This window comes from Streptomyces sp. NPDC101151, from assembly GCF_044768335.1.
Lineage (GTDB): Bacteria > Actinomycetota > Actinomycetes > Streptomycetales > Streptomycetaceae > Streptomyces.
Genome location: NZ_JBIWPP010000021.1, coordinates 1 through 18,518, shown reverse-complemented (window position 1 = coordinate 18,518; position 18,518 = coordinate 1). Strand labels below are relative to the sequence as shown.

General features: G+C 72.3%; 14 protein-coding genes and 1 pseudogene. 2 read left to right on the top strand and 13 right to left on the bottom strand.

Annotated features, from left to right (window positions below):
• Positions 1-82: 82 nt before the first annotated feature.
• The 10 genes from ACIRU3_RS30855 to ACIRU3_RS30810 all read right to left on the bottom strand — a co-directional run bounded on the left by ACIRU3_RS30855 (position 83) and on the right by ACIRU3_RS30810 (position 13,800).
• The gene (locus tag ACIRU3_RS30855; protein ID WP_404063036.1) at positions 83-856 is read right to left on the bottom strand and encodes a hypothetical protein; all 774 of its coding nucleotides are present in this window, start codon (positions 854-856) and stop codon (positions 83-85) included.
• 545 nt (positions 857-1,401) lie between these two features.
• On the bottom strand, positions 1,402-1,533 hold the full coding sequence (locus tag ACIRU3_RS30850) for a hypothetical protein (protein WP_404063033.1): 132 nt from the start codon (positions 1,531-1,533) through the stop codon (positions 1,402-1,404).
• On the bottom strand, positions 1,530-1,754 hold the full coding sequence (locus ACIRU3_RS30845) for a hypothetical protein (protein ID WP_404063031.1): 225 nt from the start codon (positions 1,752-1,754) through the stop codon (positions 1,530-1,532). The genes ACIRU3_RS30850 and ACIRU3_RS30845 overlap by 4 nt, the downstream gene beginning before the upstream one ends.
• Before the next feature lie 19 nt (positions 1,755-1,773).
• Entirely contained in the window at positions 1,774-3,336 is a 1,563-nt protein-coding gene (locus tag ACIRU3_RS30840) for a DUF4139 domain-containing protein (protein ID WP_404063028.1), read from the bottom strand.
• Positions 3,337-3,343: 7 nt separating this feature from the next.
• Entirely contained in the window at positions 3,344-5,431 is a 2,088-nt protein-coding gene (locus ACIRU3_RS30835) for a DUF4139 domain-containing protein (protein ID WP_404063025.1), read from the bottom strand.
• Between the two features lie 330 nt (positions 5,432-5,761).
• Positions 5,762-6,625: a DUF4239 domain-containing protein gene (locus ACIRU3_RS30830; RefSeq protein ID WP_404063023.1), complete on the bottom strand. Its 864-nt coding sequence runs from the start codon at positions 6,623-6,625 to the stop codon at positions 5,762-5,764.
• A 391-nt stretch (positions 6,626-7,016) separates the two neighbouring features.
• Complete coding sequence (locus tag ACIRU3_RS30825; RefSeq protein ID WP_404063020.1) at positions 7,017-9,881, bottom strand: FAD-binding and (Fe-S)-binding domain-containing protein; 2,865 nt, start codon at positions 9,879-9,881, stop codon at positions 7,017-7,019.
• A gap of 22 nt (positions 9,882-9,903) precedes the next feature.
• On the bottom strand, positions 9,904-11,082 hold the full coding sequence (locus ACIRU3_RS30820; protein WP_404063017.1) for an anhydro-N-acetylmuramic acid kinase: 1,179 nt from the start codon (positions 11,080-11,082) through the stop codon (positions 9,904-9,906).
• Between the two features lie 136 nt (positions 11,083-11,218).
• Positions 11,219-12,790, bottom strand: coding sequence for a sodium:solute symporter (locus ACIRU3_RS30815; RefSeq protein ID WP_404063014.1), 1,572 nt, complete (start codon positions 12,788-12,790; stop codon positions 11,219-11,221).
• Positions 12,791-12,798: 8 nt separating this feature from the next.
• Positions 12,799-13,800 carry an N-acetylglucosamine kinase gene (locus ACIRU3_RS30810; RefSeq protein WP_404063011.1) on the bottom strand — a complete coding sequence of 334 codons (1,002 nt, stop codon included), beginning with the start codon at positions 13,798-13,800 and terminating at the stop codon, positions 12,799-12,801.
• A 250-nt stretch (positions 13,801-14,050) separates the two neighbouring features.
• Here ACIRU3_RS30810 and ACIRU3_RS30805 point away from each other — a divergent pair, with 250 nt between their 5' ends.
• Together ACIRU3_RS30805 and murQ are read left to right on the top strand one after the other, a co-directional pair.
• Complete coding sequence (locus ACIRU3_RS30805; RefSeq protein WP_404063009.1) at positions 14,051-14,998, top strand: MurR/RpiR family transcriptional regulator; 948 nt, start codon at positions 14,051-14,053, stop codon at positions 14,996-14,998.
• 70 nt (positions 14,999-15,068) lie between these two features.
• Complete coding sequence (murQ, locus tag ACIRU3_RS30800) at positions 15,069-15,965, top strand: N-acetylmuramic acid 6-phosphate etherase (protein ID WP_404063006.1); 897 nt, start codon at positions 15,069-15,071, stop codon at positions 15,963-15,965.
• A 448-nt stretch (positions 15,966-16,413) separates the two neighbouring features.
• Here the strand turns inward: murQ and ACIRU3_RS30795 are convergent, their stop codons facing one another.
• The 3 genes and pseudogenes from ACIRU3_RS30795 to ACIRU3_RS30785 form a co-directional block, all read right to left on the bottom strand.
• On the bottom strand, positions 16,414-17,145 hold the full coding sequence (locus ACIRU3_RS30795) for a GMC oxidoreductase (RefSeq protein ID WP_404063003.1): 732 nt from the start codon (positions 17,143-17,145) through the stop codon (positions 16,414-16,416).
• 42 nt (positions 17,146-17,187) lie between these two features.
• Positions 17,188-18,198 (bottom strand): transposase, encoded by a 1,011-nt coding sequence (locus tag ACIRU3_RS30790; protein ID WP_404063000.1) that lies wholly within the window; start codon positions 18,196-18,198, stop codon positions 17,188-17,190.
• Between the two features lie 39 nt (positions 18,199-18,237).
• Positions 18,238-18,518: pseudogene (locus ACIRU3_RS30785) on the bottom strand (hypothetical protein); the annotation flags it as partial.

Genomic DNA, 18,518 nt, shown 5'->3' with positions numbered 1-18,518 from the left:
CGCCGCAGGCACCTCCGGCGGCCGGCCCGCAGGGGCCCGGCCGCCGGTCGGTCAGGAAGAGCTGGGGCTGCCGCTGCCGTGGTCAGACCGGCGGCAGCGGCTCGACATCGAGCACACGGTCCGGCAGAGCGCTTTCGCACGCCTCGTGGTCCGGATAGACGCACAGGGCCCGGCCGTCCACCCGCAGGACGGGGGAGGTCCACGTCTCCGTGGCCCCTGGCACGAGCACCTGTGTGGTGGCCCGCTCGACGTCGTGGACGACCAGCGACAGGATGTTCCAGGCCAGGTTTCCCATCGCCAGACCCTGCTGCGGGTGGTTCTCCGGACCCGCGGCCTGGACCACGTAGAACCGCTTGCTCGCCCAGTACCCGGAATGCTCCAGCGAGAGCCCTTCCGCAATGCGGACACCGTCGATCCAGACCATGCAGTGGTCCGACGGGTTCTGGATGTGCACCGCGCGGTGCCGGTCGTCGGAGGTGAACGCCACGTCGATCCCGTACGTGCTCCAGCAGTCCGTGAAACCACTGCATGCGCCAGGGACCGGACCGGTGCGATTCCAGACGTCGCCCGTCCCACCGTCGGCCGGGTCCTGGCTGCACGTCTTCGGGTCTCGGCAGGGCCTGTCGATACGGCGTGTGCATCCGATGCCCATGGCCGCCACGTCCCGGGGCGAGGCCATGGACAGAAGTTCGGCAAGACGGTCACGGTAGCGTTCAGGGCCGACGAGGGCCAGGAAGTCGTCTCCTTCGTCCCTCCACCACACCAGCAGGTCGATCCCCACCTGGGAACGACGCAACCAGTCCTGCCACTCCTCGCCCCAGGCCCCCCAGTGGTGGGCCCATTGATGCGCCTTCACATTCCCCGGAGTCGCCTCTCGTTGCGGCTCGGCCTCCTGCGTATCACCGGGTTCCGGCCGTCTGACCTTTTTCCTGGGCCATCGCCACGTCACAGTCACACCCCGCTTCCCCCGCGACGGCGGCCGGACAGTGCGACAGCGGCAGCCGGCCGGCGAACCCGACGATGGTAAGGGGATTCTCAGAGGCACTGGCGGAATATTTCGAGTGCCGGAGCGCACGCACCACACCGTCTGCCTGGCACTTGGGCCTTCATCGCCCACGAGTGCGCCACGGGAGTGCCAGGGGGCATCTGCAGCTCCCTGGGGACCGCGCACGGTGCGGATCGGACTTGCTGCAGAGGGCACACGGCACGCTGGTGACGCGCCCCAGGCCCCGCCGGCGGGTACGGCAGACTCGATCGTGTCCTTCCCGCCGGCTCCGTTCCACCGCCCTCACCCGGCGCTTCAGCCTGCGCCCATGGTGACGTGGCCAGGCTGACCCGGTGCGACCTTGCCGACATCGGCGACGGCCTGACGGTCTCGCCCCTGTTCGGGCCGCAGGGGCGTCAGCGGGCGGGATGGCGCCCCTCGTCGTCGGGAGCGGGGTGCTCGGTGAGCAGGTCCTCGGCCGGGCCGCGCAGCAGGACCGGTGCGTCGGCGCTGGGGGTGCCTTGGGCGGGGGCGGTTCCGGTGGTCACCGGCGCTGGTCTGCCCGGTCTGCCGAGGCGGAGTTCTTCGCCTCGGGGCTCTTCGCCCGGGTCTCTTCGTCCCGCCTTGCGAGCAGGCCGGCGACGGGCGGGGCGACGAACCGGTCGACCACGACTTCGCCTTCGGCCTGGCGGTCGTCCTCGACGACGCAGCCGCCGCGGTCCAGGCCGTCTCGCGGTGGACGACCGGCTTTCCAGGCGCCCTGTCCCACGCGGGCGGGACCACCGAGCTCAGAGCCCGGCGACTTTGGCGTTTGCCGACAGCTCGTAGACCAGGGTGACCGTGCGGCGGCTGCCGGGTGGGAGGGCGACGTCCCAGCGGGCGATGCCTTCGGCGTCGACCACGTCGGGCGCCGGGGAACAGGCTTCTTTGCGCAGCCGGACATGTACCGCCGAGACCTCTGAGACCGGGATCCGTTCCCGGAGGACGATCACCCGTTCGCCGTGCGCACCGGGAGGCGAGAACCGGGACAGGTGCAGGCGGACCGTGCGCGTGACCACGGTCCGCTGGGTGATTCCGGCTGTGTCGTGGGACTCCTCGGTCTCCCTGACCACCCGGTGGTCGTCCGAGCTGCCGAAGGCCAGCTCGACGGGTGCGCCGGGGGCGGTGAAGTGCAGCGTGCCGCGGCCGCTGAAGCCGCTGTCGTGGACCAGGTCCACGGGCCCCGTGAGCAACGCGTGGCCGGACAGGTTGTCGAACCGCACCACCTGGGTGACCAGCGGTGACAGCTCCGGTGAGCAGGCGTACTCGCTGTCGGCGGCCGTGGTGAAGGAGGACAGCGGCACCCGGTGGGCGCGGCCGTCCGCGGGCACGGAGGCCGGTGCGGGGGAGCGAAGCACCCGCGCCTGGCCACCGTCGTCCACCCCTGGCAGGCCGAGCACCGGGGACGGGCCGAGGTCCCCGATCTCCTCCTCGCGCAGCTCGACGTCGACCGTGCGGCGCTCCGCGGCGGAGCGGTCCTTGAGCGTCAGCCGGTCCTCCACCAGCCGTGGGGGATCGGTGGCCAGCGCCGACCGGGCCGTGGACAGCGTCAGCGGTACGTCCGACCAGTCCTCGCCGGTGCGCTGCCAGACCATCGCGTCGGTCTCCAGTGTCAGGGAGGCCCCGTCGAGCACGGCCCGGTAGGCGGGCCGCCACAGCGCACACGGGGTGAGGTGGCTCAGGCGCAGCCCGGCCGGCCCGGCGACCGCGGACTCCACGGTCAGCTCGATATGGCCGACCAGCTCGGCGGGCTCCTCCTCGAAGAGGTCCATGGCCCGCTGGGCTTCCCCGAGTTCGACAGCGAGGGCGGTCAGCCGGGCCTCCACGGTGCGGAGTTGCTCGCCGTACGAGTCGCGGCTGCCGTCCATCCGGTCCAGTTCGCGGGCCCAGCGGGGCCCTTCGGTCTCCCCGGAGCCGGCGCCTTCGCCGATCTCCCGCAGCAGATCGGCGGTGAGGGGGCCGAGCAGGTCGAGGCGGGCGAGCAGCCGATCGCGTCGCTGCCCCAAGGCGAGCCGCTCCTCTTCGAGGGCGTGCACGCGGTGGCGCAGGGCGGAGTCGTCGTCGGCGGACGGCAGCGGGCCGCGGGGTGTCCAGTCGCGGACGATCCGCACGTCGAGCACGGTCGCCGGGTGATCGGCGATCAGCTCGGCATGGAGGGTACGGTCGACGGCCAGGGCGCTGACCGGCCCGAGCCGCAGCCGCTGGACCCCGGCCGCGAGGTCGAGCACGGTGGCGCGCTCGATGTGGGCGCGATCCTCCAGGCAGGTGACGGCGGTGACGGGGAGGGCGATCGGCTTCGGTGCCTCGGACATGGGTGTGTCAGCTCCTGCGGTTGCCGCCGGTCAGGGCCTTGCCGGCCGGGATGCGGATCTCGTAGCCACCATCGAGGGCGGCGGTGCCGCCGGCGGGCAGGTCGACCCGCCAGACGCGGGTGCCCGGGGCATGGTGCTCCGGCCCCGCTCCATCCTCGGGTGCTGTCCAGTCGGCCCGTTCCTCGATCCGGACGTCCGGTTCGGAGGTGACGGGCACCCGCTCGTGGACCTCGACGGTCACGGGCCTCGCGAGCCGGTTGGCCAGCTCCACATGGACGCGGTGATCGAGCACGGTGGTGTTGTTGCGCAGGCCCGAGGTCGACTCGTGCAGGTTCGTACGGCGGGTGACCCGGATGCCCTCGGCCGGTCCGAGCCCCACCCGGCGGACACCGCCGGGGGCGAGCGTGGGCAGGGCGGCGGTCAGCAGGTAGTCGTCGTCGACGGTGACCTCCACAGGCCCGGCCAGCAGCGCTTGGTCGGTGGCGTTGGAGAGCGCCAAGGTCGCGTACACGGTCTGCTCCACGGAAGGCACGCAGAGGTACTCGGTGCGCAGACCGACCGGGATCTCGGCGATGGTGACGGTGTGCCAGGTGCCGTCCGACGGGATGTCGGCACGGGCGGTGGCATCGAAGCGGTGGTCGAAGGAACCCGACGACTCCCGGGGACGCACGGCGTGTCCGGGCAGCGGCAGCGTGGCCACGGCTTCGGCGCGGCGGCGGTATTCGGCTGCGACCGGGTCGAAGGGAGAGCCGGGAAACAGGCGGCCTCTGCGACCGCCCTGCTCGTCGGGGCCGCACAGGACGAGCGCGGCGTAATCCAGCTCGGCACCGCTCGGCTGCGGCGGACCGGCCGTCGGCGTCGGAGGCGGTGGCGGTGGGGGCGCAGTATGGCCAGGAGCCGCAGGTGCCATGGCGGTGGCGGGGGGCGCGAAGGACCTGGCGCCGGTCCGCGGGCCGCCGCCCGGTTGCGACCGGACCGGCTGCGCGAAGTGCGGCAACCCGCCGCCGAAGACCTCCGGGGAGGCGCCGCCCGCGCTGCCGGGTGCGGGGAGCGCAGCGGGCGGCCCGCCGTAGCCCTGTGGCGCCGGTGGCGGTGGCGGACCGGGTGCGGGGCCGCCGGCGACAGCCACGGGCCCGGAGCCGGCCCCGAGAGCTACGGGCGCGGCGGTCGTGGCAGGGCGCGTGCCTGCCACGTCGTACCCTGCGAACAGGTCGGAGAGCCCTGCCGGGGGCTCACGCCAGCCAGAAGGCGTGGGGGCGGGCTGACGGCGTCCGATCCGGACCGAGCGGAGTCTCGGCAGGTCGGTGCGGCGCTGCAGGTCGGCGGTGGCCAGGGCGATGCGCACGCCGGTCCAGTCCTCGCCGGTGCGCTGGGCGACCGAGGCGCGCAGCACCAGACGGCCACTGCCGTCGCCCTGACGGTGGACGAGACGGTAGGCGGGCACCCAGACGGCGCCCGGCACCCCGTACTCCAGCTCGACCTCCACGTCACCGGTGCCGTCGAGGGTCAGGACCGCGCAGACCGTGGTCTCCACATGCGCTGACGGTGCGTCGGTGGAGGCGCGGGCGAGTCTGTCCGTGGCGACGGTGAGCTCGTGCTCGACGTTACGCAGTGCCTCCTCCAGCTCGACGAGGCGGGTGTGCAGTCCGGTCAGCCGCTCGTCGACGAAGTCGGCGAGCTCCAGCCACGCGTCGACCGGGGTGCGGCGGTGCGGGTCCTCGCGCCTGCGAGGCGGCGGGACCGGCCGCAGGGCCCTGACCTCCTCGATCAGGCTCAGCTGCCGGTCCCGGCGCCCTTGCCCCGCCGCGTACTCGTCGCGCAGCCGCTCGACCTCGCGCTGCAACTCGTCGGGCGTGCCGGTGCCGAGCGGCTCGGCCTCCACCTCCACCCTGGCCTCGGTGACGCGCACCCCCGGGGCGCGCAGGACGCGGGCCCGCAGCGAGCCCGGGTCCAGCGAGCGGGGCAGTCCCGTCACCCGCACCCGGCCGTCCGGCGGCACGCTGCCCCGGGCCAGGCGGCGGCAGATGGCGCCCTGCGCGTACACCACGACCGAATCGAGGGAAGACCCCCACCTCTGTGCTGTCTCAACCGTCATGTGCTCCGCCCCCGCCGCGTTTGTGCCGAGTGAAGCCTACGGCCCGGCCGGTTCCCGCAAGCCCGGCATCGTGATGCCGGTGAAACGCCGGAGCGTTCGCGCGTAGGTTTCACCGTTCCATGGCTGCCGCCCCACGGGTCCGTCGGCGGCTTCGGTCCGGGGTACGGCGCATGGAGCCGTGAGCCCGTCTCGTGCGCGGAACAGGCGCACTTGTCCAGCGAAAAATTTCGCTCGCTCAACGCGGTAATGATCTGCGGGTCGTTGCCGTCGAACGCCGCGAGCAACTCGGTAGCGCTGAGGTACGCGCGTGGGAGGCCAGAGACCCGGAACTCACGGACAGGGCCCGGCCTGCCGCCGGCACGTTGCCGTGGGTTCGGCTCGCCCGGAGGCGCTACTCGGGACCGACTTGGTCCAGTACGGTGCGAGCGCTCCCTGGCGGTACGGTGCAGGGCTCACGCTGAGTTCGCCGGCGAAGGGGCGGTCGAGGACGAAGACCAGGAGCAGGCTGAACCCGATGAGGGCGGCGACGGAGGCGGCGAAGAGGATCTGGATCCGCAGTTTGCGCATGCCGTACAGGAAGGTGAGCGGGATCAGGACGGTGGCGCCACCGAAGGCCAGGACCTGCAGCAGTGGGGGCAGTTGCTGTTCGGCCATGGTCAGCCGGGCCCGGCGCTGGGAGGCGACGTCGTTGACGTGGTCCACGGCCTGCTCGTAGAAGACCTGTTCGCGAGTGGCCTTCGGCTCGTATGTCTGGAGCACGTCGTAGACGGACTGGAGTCGGCCGGCGGTGGCGTCGTAGCTCGGCTGCCCCGCGCGCATCCGCGGCCACTGCTGCTCCACGACCGCGTGAACGTAGTCGCCGAGTGCGGCGTCGAGGCGGGCGCGGACCGGCGGTGGGAAGGCAGCGGCATCGCGGGCGATGAGCGAGACGTCGGTGGCCTCGGTCGCGACGACGGTCTGCGTGCTCTCCAGCTGGGTCCAGAGGGTGACGATGACGAAGGCCAGGATGATCCCGTAGATCGCGCCGAACATCCCCAGTGTCACTCCGACCATGTCGTTGTGCTCGCCCCTGGCCAGCGACGGGTATCTGCGGCGGAGCAGCACGCTGCCGGCAACGGCCACGACGACGGTTCCGCCAACGGTGACCACGGCCAGGGTGAAGGTGCTGAAATGATTGAGCAGCCAGAGCAACATGGGCGGAGAGTCTAGGGACGCGACGCTCACCGGAGACGGGCTCGGCCTCCGGGCGGGAACACGGGCCGAGGGCGGCGCGACCCTGCCCTACGAAGCCCACCGGCGTCTTGCGGTGCTCGCCCGACACCCCCCGCAGTCCACACGATCGAGCGCAAGGGCGAGTGTCCCGTCGCCCGGTGAACCGCCTTACGGCGGTAGCTCACGATCCTCTCGAGGGGCCGGCTGCGATCGCCGCCCCATGGCCGGGGGCATGCGGCGGTGCCGAGGGGGTCGGCGGCGGAGCCGGTGGTCGTCCGGGCCGCACTCCTGCGTCGTGGTCTCGAAGCGTTCCTCTGATGGCCCACCGGCTGCCCGCGACGCGGACGACACATCAGAGCCAGGGCAGGACACCTCAGGCGGTTGCCGCGTCGAGGAGTTCCAGCACATGCCGGTAGGGGCGGCCGGTGGCGCGGGTCATGCCCATCTCGCAGGTGCGGTTGCAGGAGGCGTACGCGTCGTACGTCCTCGCCGTGATCTCGGCGGCCTGGGCGGCGGTGGCGCTTGCGGTGATCTCCGGATGGAGCAGGCCACGGTCGCCGGCGAACGCGCAGCAGCCCCAGGAGTCGGGCACGGTGACCTCGTCGCTCACGGCCGCGGCCACGGTGCGCAGCGCGTCGTCGATGCCCAGGTGCACGGTGGAACAGGTGGGATGCAGGGCGAGGCTGCCGACGCGGCGGGGCTCGGGCAGGGCGGGCAGCAGCTGCTCCGCGGTGAAGGCGACGCTGTCGACGAAGCGCAGGGCGGCGAAGCGTGCGCGGTCGGACTCCGGAAGGGCACCGGGCAGTTGCTCCAGGCCGTGCGTGCACGAGGAGGCGTCGCACACGACAGGCAGTCGGCCCTGATCACTGGCCTCCCACAGCACGTCCAGCGTACGGGCGGCCATGGTGCGGTGTCCGGCCGAGTATCCCTTGGACTGCCAGGGCGTACCGCAGCACAGCCCCTCCGACCGGCCGGGCACGACAACGGGCACGCCCGCCCGGTCGCACAACCGCAGGAAGGCGGCCGCCGCCCCGCCGGAGGCACCCTCCGGGGCGAAGACGCTGCCGATGCAGGCGGCGAAGAACACCGCCTGTGCCCCGGCGGGCCGCCGGGGTGCGGGGCGGGCCGGGCCGCCGCGCGGGACGTCGTCGGCCCAGGCGGGGACCAGCTCCCCCGCACCGAGCCGGCGGGCCGCGCCGGTGGCGGCTCGCAGTACCGGGGTGGGCATCGCGTGAGCGGTGTTCAACGCGGCGCGCACCCCCTTGACCGCGGTTCCCCAGTGCCTCGCCGCCGCGTTCCCGGCACGCTGCGCCCCGGCGCCGTGGCGCTCGGCGCGCAGGCGCTTCATGACCGCGCCGGTGTCGATGGTCACCGGGCAGGCGGTCACGCAGAGGCTGTCGGCGGCGCAGCTGTCGACAGCCGCGTAGGCATAGTCGGCCTCCAGCGCGCGGCGGCGTTCTTCGTCTCCAGAGGAGGTGGCCAGCGCGATCTCGCGCCGCAGGGCGATACGCTGACGGGGCGTCGTGGTGGCGTCCGCGGTGGGGCAGACGGGCTCGCAGTAGCCGCATTCGACGCACGCGTCGACGGCGGGATCGACCTCGGGGACGCTCTTGAGGCTGCGCAGGTGCGCGGCCGCGTCGTCTTCCAGGAGCACGCCCGGGTTGAGGACACCGTGCGGGTCGCACAGGCGCTTCAGTTCGCGCATGACGTCGTACAGCTCCTCGCCGTACTGGCGGTGGACGAAGGGGGCCATGGCACGGCCGGTGCCGTGCTCGGCCTTCAGCGTGCCTCCGGCGTTCAGGACGAGGTCGACCATGGCGTCGGTGAACCGGGCGTAGCGCTCGATCTCCGGGGCGGAGTCGAAGTCCTGGGTGAGCATGAAGTGGAGGTTGCCGTCGCGGGCGTGTCCGAAGATCACTGCATCGTGGTAGCCGTGCCGGTCGAAGAGGCCGGTGAGGCCCTCGCAGGTGCGGGTCAGGCGCTCCATCGGCACCGCGATGTCCTCCAGCAGGGCGGTGGTGCCGGGCCGGCGCGCCCCCGCGACCGCCGTGTACAGACCCTTGCGCAGATGCCACAGGCGGGCTCTGACGCGCGGGTCGCGGACGAGCGTGGCTCCGGTGACGGCGGGCAGGCGGTCGAGAACCGGCTGCGCGGCGGCCACTGTGTCCTCCAGCGCCTCGACGGTGTCCTCGGCGAACTCGACCAGCAGGGCGGCGTGCCGCTCCACGCGCAGGCCACGCAGGTCTGCCGGCGGATCCGCGGATTGCTGCGCCACGCGCAGCGAGGCGGCGTCCAGGAGTTCCGCGGTCCGGGCCCCGGCGGCCAGCAGCGCGGGGAGCGCGTCGGTGGCCTCGGCGAGGCCGGTCAGCACCAGCAGGCCGGTGGCGGTGTGCGGCAGGAGGGGGACGGTGCGGAAGACGGCCTCTGAGACGAAGCCGAGGGTTCCCTCGCTGCCGATCATGAGGTGGGCGAGGATGTCGGCGGGCTCGCTGTGGTCCAGGAACGAGTTGAGACCGTAGCCCATGGTGTTCTTCATCGAGAACAGCCGCTCGATGGTGGCGCGGGAGCCGGCCGAGGCACGGATGCGGTCGCGCAACCGGACGAGTCCGGCGTGCAGTTGGGGCTCGTGGGCGCGCAGCGCCTGGTCCGCGTCGCGGGCCGCTGTGTCGACGACGGTGCCCGAGGGCAGCACGAACTGCAGGGACTCCATGGTTCGGTAGGCGTTGTCCCGGGTGCCGCAGTTCATGCCGCTGGAGTTGTTGGCGACAAGGCCGCCGATGGTGCAGGCGGACTCGCTGGCCGGGTCGGGGCCGAGCCTGCGCCCGTACCGGGCCAGACGCGCGTTGGCCTGACGTACCGTCAGCCCTGGTTGCAGGCGGATGCGCAGGCCGTCGTCGAGGACCTCTGCGGTGCGCCAGTGGCTGCGGACGTCCACCAGGACGCCCTCGCCGCCCGCCTGCCCGGACAGGCTGGTGCCGCCCGAGCGCAGCGTGAGCGGGAGCCCGGCCGCGCGGGCGCCGGCCATCAGGGCGCCCACCTCGGCCGCCGACGCGGCGCGCACGAGGGCCTGCGGGGTGAACAGGTACGGCGAGGCGTCGTGGGCGGCGGCGACCCTGCGGGGCAGGTCGGTGGTCACCCGGGCCGGGTCTGTGACACACGGGGCCAGGAGCTCGGCCAGGCCTGCGGACCGCTCGAGTTTCATCGGGGCCGTGGCGGATGTGTCCGCGGTGGGGCTCATGGTCCTCGCTCCTGGGCGGGTGTCAGTGGGAGGGTCGGACGACGCGCAGCAGGCGCGGCGGCTGCGCGACGGGTTCGGGCAGGCGCAGCGGCGCCCGGCCCGGGGTGATGCTGCCCAGCAGCGTGGCCCGGCGAGCGCCGGTGCCCGACGGCAGGGTCCCGGGCAGCCCGTGGGCCGTGAGGAAGCCGAGGACCGCGAAGGCCAGGGCCTCCTTGGCATCGGAGGGCAGGCCCAGTTCGTCACTGGGCCGCAGCGGCACGCCGGGCAGTTCCTCGGCGATCATGCGCATGAGCACAGGGTTGCGGGTGCCGCCACCGGAGACGACGAGTCCGGTGACCCCGTGGGCGCGGCAGGCGTCGGCCACTGTGACGGCGGTGAGCCGGGCCAGCGTGGCCACGACGTCATCGGGCTCGGCTGCGGGCACCGCCTCCAGTGCCCGCTGCAGGTAGGGCAGATGGAAGTGCTCCTTGCCGGTGCTCTTCGGGGCCGGCCTGCGGTAGTAGGGGTCGTCCAGCAGGGCGCGCAGCAGTCCGGGGACGGTCCGGCCGGCGGCGGCCCGGCGTCCGTCCTGGTCGTAGGTGGCGGCGCCGCCGGTGAAGTGCCGTACGGCCGCGTCCATCAGGGCGTTGGCGGGGCCGGTGTCGAAGGCCAGCGGGTCGGCGCCGGGCGCCAGGACGGTGACGTTGGCGATGCCGCCGAGGTTGAGCGCGGCCGGTGTGCCGGGGAGGGCACGCAACAGCAGGGTGTCGATCATGCCGACCAGCGGGGCGCCCTGCCCGCCCGCAGCCACGTCCCTGCTGCGCAGGTCGGAGACGACCGGGAGGCCGGTGGCCTCGGCGATCCAGGCGGGCTGGCCGAGTTGGAGGGTGCCGCGCACGATGCCGTCCTCCACCCAGTGATGCATGGTCTGGCCGTGCGAGACCACAAGGTCGGCCGTGCCGTCGCACAGCTCTCGCAGCGCCCGTTCGGCGGCGCCGGCGAAGGCCTGACCGACGCCGGTGTCCAGGGCGCAGAGCGCCTGCGTGGTCGTCGCGGCCGGTGGCAGGGTGGCTGCGATCAGGTCCAGCAGGTCGTCCGGGTAGGGGACGGAGAGGTGTGCGAGGGGCCGCATGAGCAGTGTGTCGCCGTCCAGGGAGAGGTCCGCGGCGGCTGCCTCGATGGCGTCGTACGAGGTGCCCGACATCAGGCCGATCACGCGCACGGTGCCTCCCGGCGTGCGTTCGGCCGTGCGGGGGTGGTCGGCGGCGTCTGCGGCATGGCTTCTCCCTGGGTGTGTCGGGCGGGCGGGGCGGGTGCGGGGCCGCGGAAGCGACCCCGCACCGGATGGAGTGTGCGCGTCACTCGCGGCCGGAGGCCGCAGCGACGCGGTCGGGGCCGGAACCCGTCTCGCCGTCGCCCTCCGGGGTCGCGACCACCTCGGGGGCGCGATGGAACAGGCTCATCAGCCCGCCGACGGCCAGAGTGACCAGGACACCGATGGGCACGAGCCACTGGGCGGCGATGGCGGTGGGCACGGTGGCGCCGGCCACGGTCACGTCGATCTTGACGCTGCGCACGATGTACGTCATCACACCGATCGTCACCAGGAAGGCGACGACGGAGTCGATCTCGTTGGCGCGCCGTACGAGACGGCCGAGCAGGAAGGCGCCGAGCAGCGCACCGTAGGTGTAGCCCGCGATCGTCAGACCCGTCAGATAGACGTTGCCCGTACTGGTGCTGAAGGCGCAGGCGAAGACAGCCATCAGCACCGCCCACACCAGCGTCATCAGCCGGGCGAGCTTGAGGAGGAACTCCTCGGAGGGCGTGGTGCGGAAGAAGCTGTGGATGATGTCGGCGACCGTCGAGTTCGACATGGAGTTCAGCGCCGAGGACAGCGAGCCCATCGCGGCGCCGAGGATGCCCGCCACGAGCAGTCCGGAGATCACCACGGGAAGCCCGTGCAGGATGAAGTGCGGGTAGAGGTTGTCGGAGCTGGCCAGGCCCAGTGCCTTGAAGTCCTTGCCCTGGTTGTACGACCACAGCAGCGCGCCGACGAGGGAGAAGGCGGCGAACTGGACGGTGACGAAGACGCCGGAGGCGATCATGGCCTTCTGGCCGTCGCGCAGGGAGCGGGTGGTCAGGATGCGTTGCACGATCAGCTGGTCGGAGCCGTGGCTGGCCATGGCGAAGATGGCGCCGCCGATGATCGCGGTGGGCAGGGCGAACGGGCTGGTGAGGATGTGCGCCAGGTCGAAGTTGGTGTCGAAGAGCTTGAAGTGGCCCGAGTGCAGTGCGCGCGAGAAGCCGTCGGCGCCGACGTGGCCGGAGAGCACGGCGATGGCGAGGATCGCACCGCCCAGGTAGAGGCCCATCTGGATGGCGTCAGTCCAGATGACGGCCTTGATGCCACCGAGGTAGGTGTAGACGACGGTGATCAGCGTCAGCACGATGATGATGGCGCGGAAGCTCGCGTGCACACCGAACTCGTCCAGCAGCAGCTTGATCGGGATCGCGGAGGCGAACAGCCGGACGCCCTCGGCCAGGAGCCGGGTGAAGACGAACGTCACCGAGGCCAGCCCCTGCAGCCTGAGCCCGAATCTGCTGCCCAGGTACTGGTAGGCACTGACGAAGCCGCCGCGCTTGTACAGGGGGATCAGTACGGTGGCCACCACGACGCGGCCGATGACGTAACCGAGGGCCAGTTCGACGTTCCCGAAGCCCTGCCCGCTGTACGCGCCGCCGGGCACGCTGATGACGGTGAGCACGCTGGTCTCGGTGGCCACCACGGAGAACGAGACGGTCCACCACGGCATGTGGCTTTCGCCGACGAAGTAGTCCTTCGCCGTCTTCTGGCGACCGGCCAGGCGCAGTCCGATCACGGCGATCGCCACCAGATAGACGACGATCACCACGAGGTCGAGTTGGCGCACGCTCTCTCCTAACCAATGGCCGGCGGGGTCACCGGCGGGGTGGGAACGGTGAAAAAGGGGGCCGCCCGGCGTACGCGGACGACGTGTGGTTCGTGTGGTGCGAGGGCGTCCAGCGCCAGCAGGCGTGCACCGTCCAGCGGGTTCCCGAGCGGGGATCGAAGGCGGAGGGGGCGCGGGAAGCCGTGCAGCGCCGACCGCACTGGCCCGAGGAGCGGTTCACCGAGGCCGGTGAGTCCGCCGGTGACGGTGACGGACAGGGCGTCACCGGCGATCCGGCGGGCGGCGGCCAGCACGGCCTCGCCGAGCACGGTGGCAGCGTCCCGGACGATCGTCGAGGCCGCGGCGTCTCCCGCTGCTGCCAGGCGCGCGACGTCCGGGGCGAAGGACGCGGCGGTGCGGGCGGGGTTGCCGTCGCGGCCGACGGCCAGGGGCAGCCGGTCCGGATCGCCGAAACGCTCGACGGCGGCGGACAGCAGTGCGGTGTCCGGGCCACGTCCGTCGTGGGCTCGCAGTGCGGCCCGCAGTCCGGCGGCGCCGATCCAGGCGCCACTGCCCTCGTCGCCGAGCCAGGGGCCCCACCCGTCGACGCGAGCGTACGAGCCGTCGTCCCCGATGCCGATGGCGACGGAGCCGGTGCCGATCGCGAGGACCACACCGGTGTCACCGCCGAGGGCACCGGCGTGGGCGGTGACGGCGTCGCTGGTGACGGCCACCTCCTCCGTGGGCAGGTCCTCCAGGAGCAGACCCGCCAGGGCGCGAGCCGCCTCCGGTGCGGAGGCCGCCCCCGCCGCGCCCACGCAGACTGCCGCCGGACGCGGCGAGGGCTCCCGTTCGAGGAGGGGGAGGACGGCGGCGAGCACGGCGGCACGGGCCGTCGCCACTCCGTTGCCGGCGGCGAGCCCGGGGGCCCCGGGCACCTCGCGGATCTCCTGGGGGCCACCGTCGTCGCCGTTCCACAACACGGCACGGCAGCCGGTCTTGCCCAGATCCACGGCCACTGCTGCTGTCATACGGCGCGCCTTCGTGTCATCAGGGTTTCGTCGCTCTGTCGCTCTGTCGCTCTGTCGCTCTGTCGGTCGCTTGGTCGGTCGGTCACGGAACGGCCGGAGGGCCGGTGACCGGACGGTCGCGGTTCAGCGAGTATCGGAACGATGGCTTCCAGATGTCAATAAGTAACGTCACGTAGTTCCTCACGTAACTTTTTGACGAGTGGCCGGGCCCATGGTTACCGTGTCGCCACCTACTCAGGAGGATCGGCAGATGGCCCGCAGGGAACCACCTCGCACGCCGGCCCAGCCCGCGGAGGACACCTCCGCCGCCGGGACTCTGGCGCGCATCCGCGCGACGCTGTCGTCCTTCGCCCCGTCGGAGCGACGTGTGGCCGAGGCCGTCCTGGCGGATCCGGCGCAGGCGGCGGAGCTGTCGATCAGCGCCCTTGCCAAGCGGGCCGACACCTCGGTGGCGACGGTGATGCGCTTCTGCCGGGCGATAGAGATCACCAACTACCCGCAGCTGCGCCTGGCGCTGGCCGCGGCCGCGGCACGCGAGCACGCCCTCAGCGGCGACCGCCCGGCACCCGGCACCGACATCAGTGCCACCGACACCCTGGGCGAGATCGTCAGCAAGATCATCTACAACGAGGTGCGCGCCCTGGAGGACACCGGGGCCGGAGCAGATGTCGAAGCGCTGGGCCGGGCCGTGGACGCCGTGGCGGGAGCCTGCAGAATCGACATCTTCGGCGTCGGCGCCAGCGCCTTCGTCGGCCAGGACCTGCACCAGAAACTGCACCGCATCGGCCGCGTGGCGTTCATCTGGACCGACCGGCACGCCGCACTCACCGCTGCCGCCCTCCTCGGCCCCGGAGACGTCGCCCTGGCCATCTCGCACTCCGGAGAGACCGAGGACACCGTCGAGCCCCTCCAGGCCGCCGCGGAACACGGCGCCACCACGATCGCTCTGACCAACGCCCCGCGCTCGACCCTCGCGGAGAGCGCGGACGTCGTGCTGACGACCTGCGCCCGGGAGACTCCCTTCCGCTCCGGCGCGACCGTCAGCCGCATCGCCCAACTGGCGCTCATCGACTGCCTGTTCGTCGGCGTCGCACAACGGTCCTACGAGGCCACGACCGCGGCGCTGGACAAGACCTACGGTGCGGTCCAGCGCCGCAGGCGTCACCAGGCGCAGCGCCGTGCACCGGCCGACGACTGACCGCCCGCCCCTGACCTTCCCCCTTCCCCAGCACCATCCCCGAGCACCACCCCGAAAGGACGACCGCGCCGTGGACCTCAGCACACTCGGCACCGAGACCCGCAACGAGCGGACCGCTGATCTGGACCGCATGCCGGTCACCGAACTGCTCTCGGTCATGAACGACGAGGACCAGACCGTCGCCGTCGCGGTACGCGACGCCCTCCCGGAGATCGGGGCCGCCGTCGAGGCGATCACTGAGTCGCTGCGGCGGGGCGGACGGCTGATCTACATCGGCGCCGGCACCAGCGGCCGTATCGGCCTGCTCGACGCCGTCGAGTGCCCGCCGACTTTCGGCACCGCACCCGAACAGGTCGTGGGACTGCTCTCCGGCGGGCCGGGCGCCTTCGCCATGGCGGTCGAGGGTGCGGAGGACGAACCCAGCAGGGCGGCCGCCGACCTCGACGAGATCGGCCTGAACGAACTGGACACGGTCGTCGGGCTCGCCGCCAGCGGCCGTACCCCCTACGTCGTCGGCGGCCTGCAGCACGCAGCGGCCAAGGGCGCCACCACGGTGACGATCGCCTGCAACCGCGACGCGGTCGTGAGCCGCTACGCCGACATCCCGATCGAGATCCCCACCGGCCCCGAGGCGCTCACGGGGTCGACGCGCCTCAAGGCCGGCACCGCCGAGAAGATGGTCTGCAACATGCTCTCCACCGCCTCGATGGTGCGCCTGGGCAAGGCCTACGGAAACCTCATGGTCGACGTCAAGGCCAGCAACGACAAGCTCGTCGACCGAGCCCGCCGCATCGTCGTCCAGGCCACCGGCACCGACCCCGACACCGCCGCCGAGGCCCTGCGGGCCGCCGACGGCCACGCCAAGACCGCCATCGTGATGCTCCTCGCCCACTGCACGGCCGAAGAGGCTGCCCGACGCCTGTCCGAGGCCCACGGCGACACACGGACGGCCGTCGGTCGCCTCTGAGGAGGCCGTGCCGCGACTTCTGCCCCGAGGCACTCTGCCGCGACCTGGTGTGCGGCAGTGACGCCCCCGCACATCTGGCACGCATCCCTGAGAACCCCGACGCCCCCGAGGGCGTCCTGCACCTCGGCTGCCTGCTCGACCTTGTCACGAAGTCCGACAGAGCCCCGTCGAGGTGGCAGTTCGCCGCTACCGCTACCGCTACCGCTACCGCCGCCGGCAACGCCACCTACTTGCCTCTCGCATCACGGCACGGAGAGCGGACGGCCTGCCTGGCGTCCGGGGCTCCTCGGAGTCGCGCGCCACCGTGCAGGCCGTCCCCGCTGTGGTCCTGGGACGTTGCGCCTGCCGGTGCTGCCGGTGCTGCCGGTGCTGCCGGTGCTGCCGGTGCTGCCGGTGCTGCCGGTGCTGCCGGTGCTGCCGGTGCTGCCGGTGCTGCCGGTGCTGCAGGTCAGGGCGTCGGAGGCGGTGCCCCGTACCGGACCGGGACGCCGGCCTGCGCCGCGCGGTCGGTGATCGTGGGCGTGGCGCGTTCGGCGATGGTGAGTGACGGGTTGACGGTGAGGGAGGTGGGCACCGCGGAGCCGTCGGTGACGAAGATGCCGGGATGGCCGCGGCGTTCATTGCTGTCGGTGAGGGCGCTGGTGTCGGGGCTGTCGCCCATCCGGGCTGAACCGATGGGATGGGCGGTCACGCTCCCGGCGACGTCCGTGCTCCAGGGCCGGACGCGGGCCAGGCCGTCCTTTTCGAGGATGTCCCGCAGCGCGGTGTCCGCCTGCTGCCAGCCGTCGAGTGTGCGGGCGGTGGGGTGGTAGGCCATGGTGCCCAGGCCGAGCCCGGGAGCCAGGCGGGTGAAGCTGCCGGTGAGCGGCGGGACCAGACCGAATGTGCCTTCGTTGTCGGCCTCGGTCATCGCGAGCAGCGTGAGCCAGGACCTCCAGCGAGAGCGGAGGTCACGTGCGGGGATGCCGAACCAGTGGGGTGGGCCGGCGGCCTGGGCGAGCACATTGGTGACGGAGGGGAAGTAGATCTGCTGGAGCATGAAACGGCTGTACTCGGGGGCTGTCGCGTCCAGGTAGTCGTACGTCGCCGCCGTGATGGGGCGGCCGATCGGCAGCCCTTCGTAGGGAACGCCGTCCGGGCGGGACGGGCCGAGCAGCGAGCGCACCTTGGTCTCGTCCACGTCGGCGACGCTGACGCGGTCGCCGTTTCCGGAAAAGTACCGTCATACGGCGGAGGGGATGCCGCCGAGCGGCAGGACCGAGCGCTGGAGGATTCGCCAGGACTTCGGCCGGGGTATCTCGTGCTGGGCGAGGTAGTTCTGGAAGGCGGTCGGCCGACGGGGCGTGGGTGCTTCCTCGGTCGGCGGCAGTCCGCTGAGGCGCTCGATGTTGACGGCGATGGCCGTCAGGACGTGCTGGATGTGGGCCTTTCCCTGTCCTCGGTAGCGGCAGCGGCGCATGCCGTGTCCGTGGGCGAACTCGTTGACCGTGCCCTCCACTCCGGAGCGGACCGCGTAGCGGGTCTTCCACTCGGGCGTCTGCTGCTCGGTGCGGACGCGGAGTTGCAGGTCGCGGAGTTCTCGTGGGGGAAAACCCACGGTGCGGGTGCTTTCGCGGGAGGTGGTGCACTGGGCGCGGGCCGGGCAGGGGTGGCACAGGCTCTTGGTGAACCGTGCCACGATCAGCGGGGCCGCGGTGGGTGAGGAGGTCGGGTAGGGGCCGTGCCAGCCCTGGCTGACCTGCCCCTGGGGGCAGGTGACCTGTCGGCGGTCGTAGTCGATGTGGAAGTCGTCCCGGGCGAAGCCCTCGCCTCGGCGGTGTTGGCGGGTGGGGTTGCCCCGGAGTGGCCCGGAGACGGTGACCTGGTGATCACGTGCGGCTTGTTCCAGGTGGGGCAGGGAGGTGTAGCCGGCGTCGACCAGGTGCTCGGCGGGCAGCAGTCCGCGACGGAGCAGGCGGGTGTGGATGCCGGGCAGGACCTGGCTGTCGTGGGTGGTGGCCGCGGTGGTGGCCACGTCCGTGATCACGTTGGGGCTGTCGGGAGCACAGGTCTCGGTCAGGTGAGCGGAGAACCCCTTCCAGCTGATGATGTGTCCGTGCCGTGCGTAGCGGGCCGAGGTGTCGTAGGGAGAGACGATCGTCCGGGACGAGGGCGGCAGCCCGGACCCGCCTTCCGTTTCGGCGGTGCGCCAGCGCAGGTGTCCTGCGGCGTCACGGTGGTAGTTCTGCACCATGATCTGGCGCAGGACCTGGCAGTGAGACGCGGGACTTGCTCACCGGAACGCGGGCGCAGGGACAACGGGCACCTCGACAGCTGCATCGGTCAACGGAACTACCCGAGCATGCCCCTTGACCCCGCTGCCGCACCGCGAAACTCCAAGATCCCCGACAGAGTCAAGTCCTACGAACCCTTCACCGCCCCGCTCGACCTCCTCGGCATCCCCCGATGACCAACGGAAGCGGACGGCTTCGGTCATGTTGGTGGCGGCGGTGGCGCGTAGCCGGTTGAGGGCGGTGTTGCGCAGGGTGGCCATGTTCTCGGGGCCGTGGCCGG

Coding starts and splice junctions, on each gene's coding strand:
- ACIRU3_RS30840 (WP_404063028.1), bottom strand. CDS start 3,336: ATGTCCGAGGCACCGAAGCCGATCGCCCTCCCCGTCACCGCCGTCACC.
- ACIRU3_RS30835 (WP_404063025.1), bottom strand. CDS start 5,431: ATGACGGTTGAGACAGCACAGAGGTGGGGGTCTTCCCTCGATTCGGTC.
- ACIRU3_RS30830 (WP_404063023.1), bottom strand. CDS start 6,625: ATGTTGCTCTGGCTGCTCAATCATTTCAGCACCTTCACCCTGGCCGTG.
- ACIRU3_RS30825 (WP_404063020.1), bottom strand. CDS start 9,881: ATGAGCCCCACCGCGGACACATCCGCCACGGCCCCGATGAAACTCGAG.
- ACIRU3_RS30810 (WP_404063011.1), bottom strand. CDS start 13,800: ATGACAGCAGCAGTGGCCGTGGATCTGGGCAAGACCGGCTGCCGTGCC.
- ACIRU3_RS30805 (WP_404063009.1), top strand. CDS start 14,051: ATGGCCCGCAGGGAACCACCTCGCACGCCGGCCCAGCCCGCGGAGGAC.
- ACIRU3_RS30790 (WP_404063000.1), bottom strand. CDS start 18,198: ATGGTGCAGAACTACCACCGTGACGCCGCAGGACACCTGCGCTGGCGC.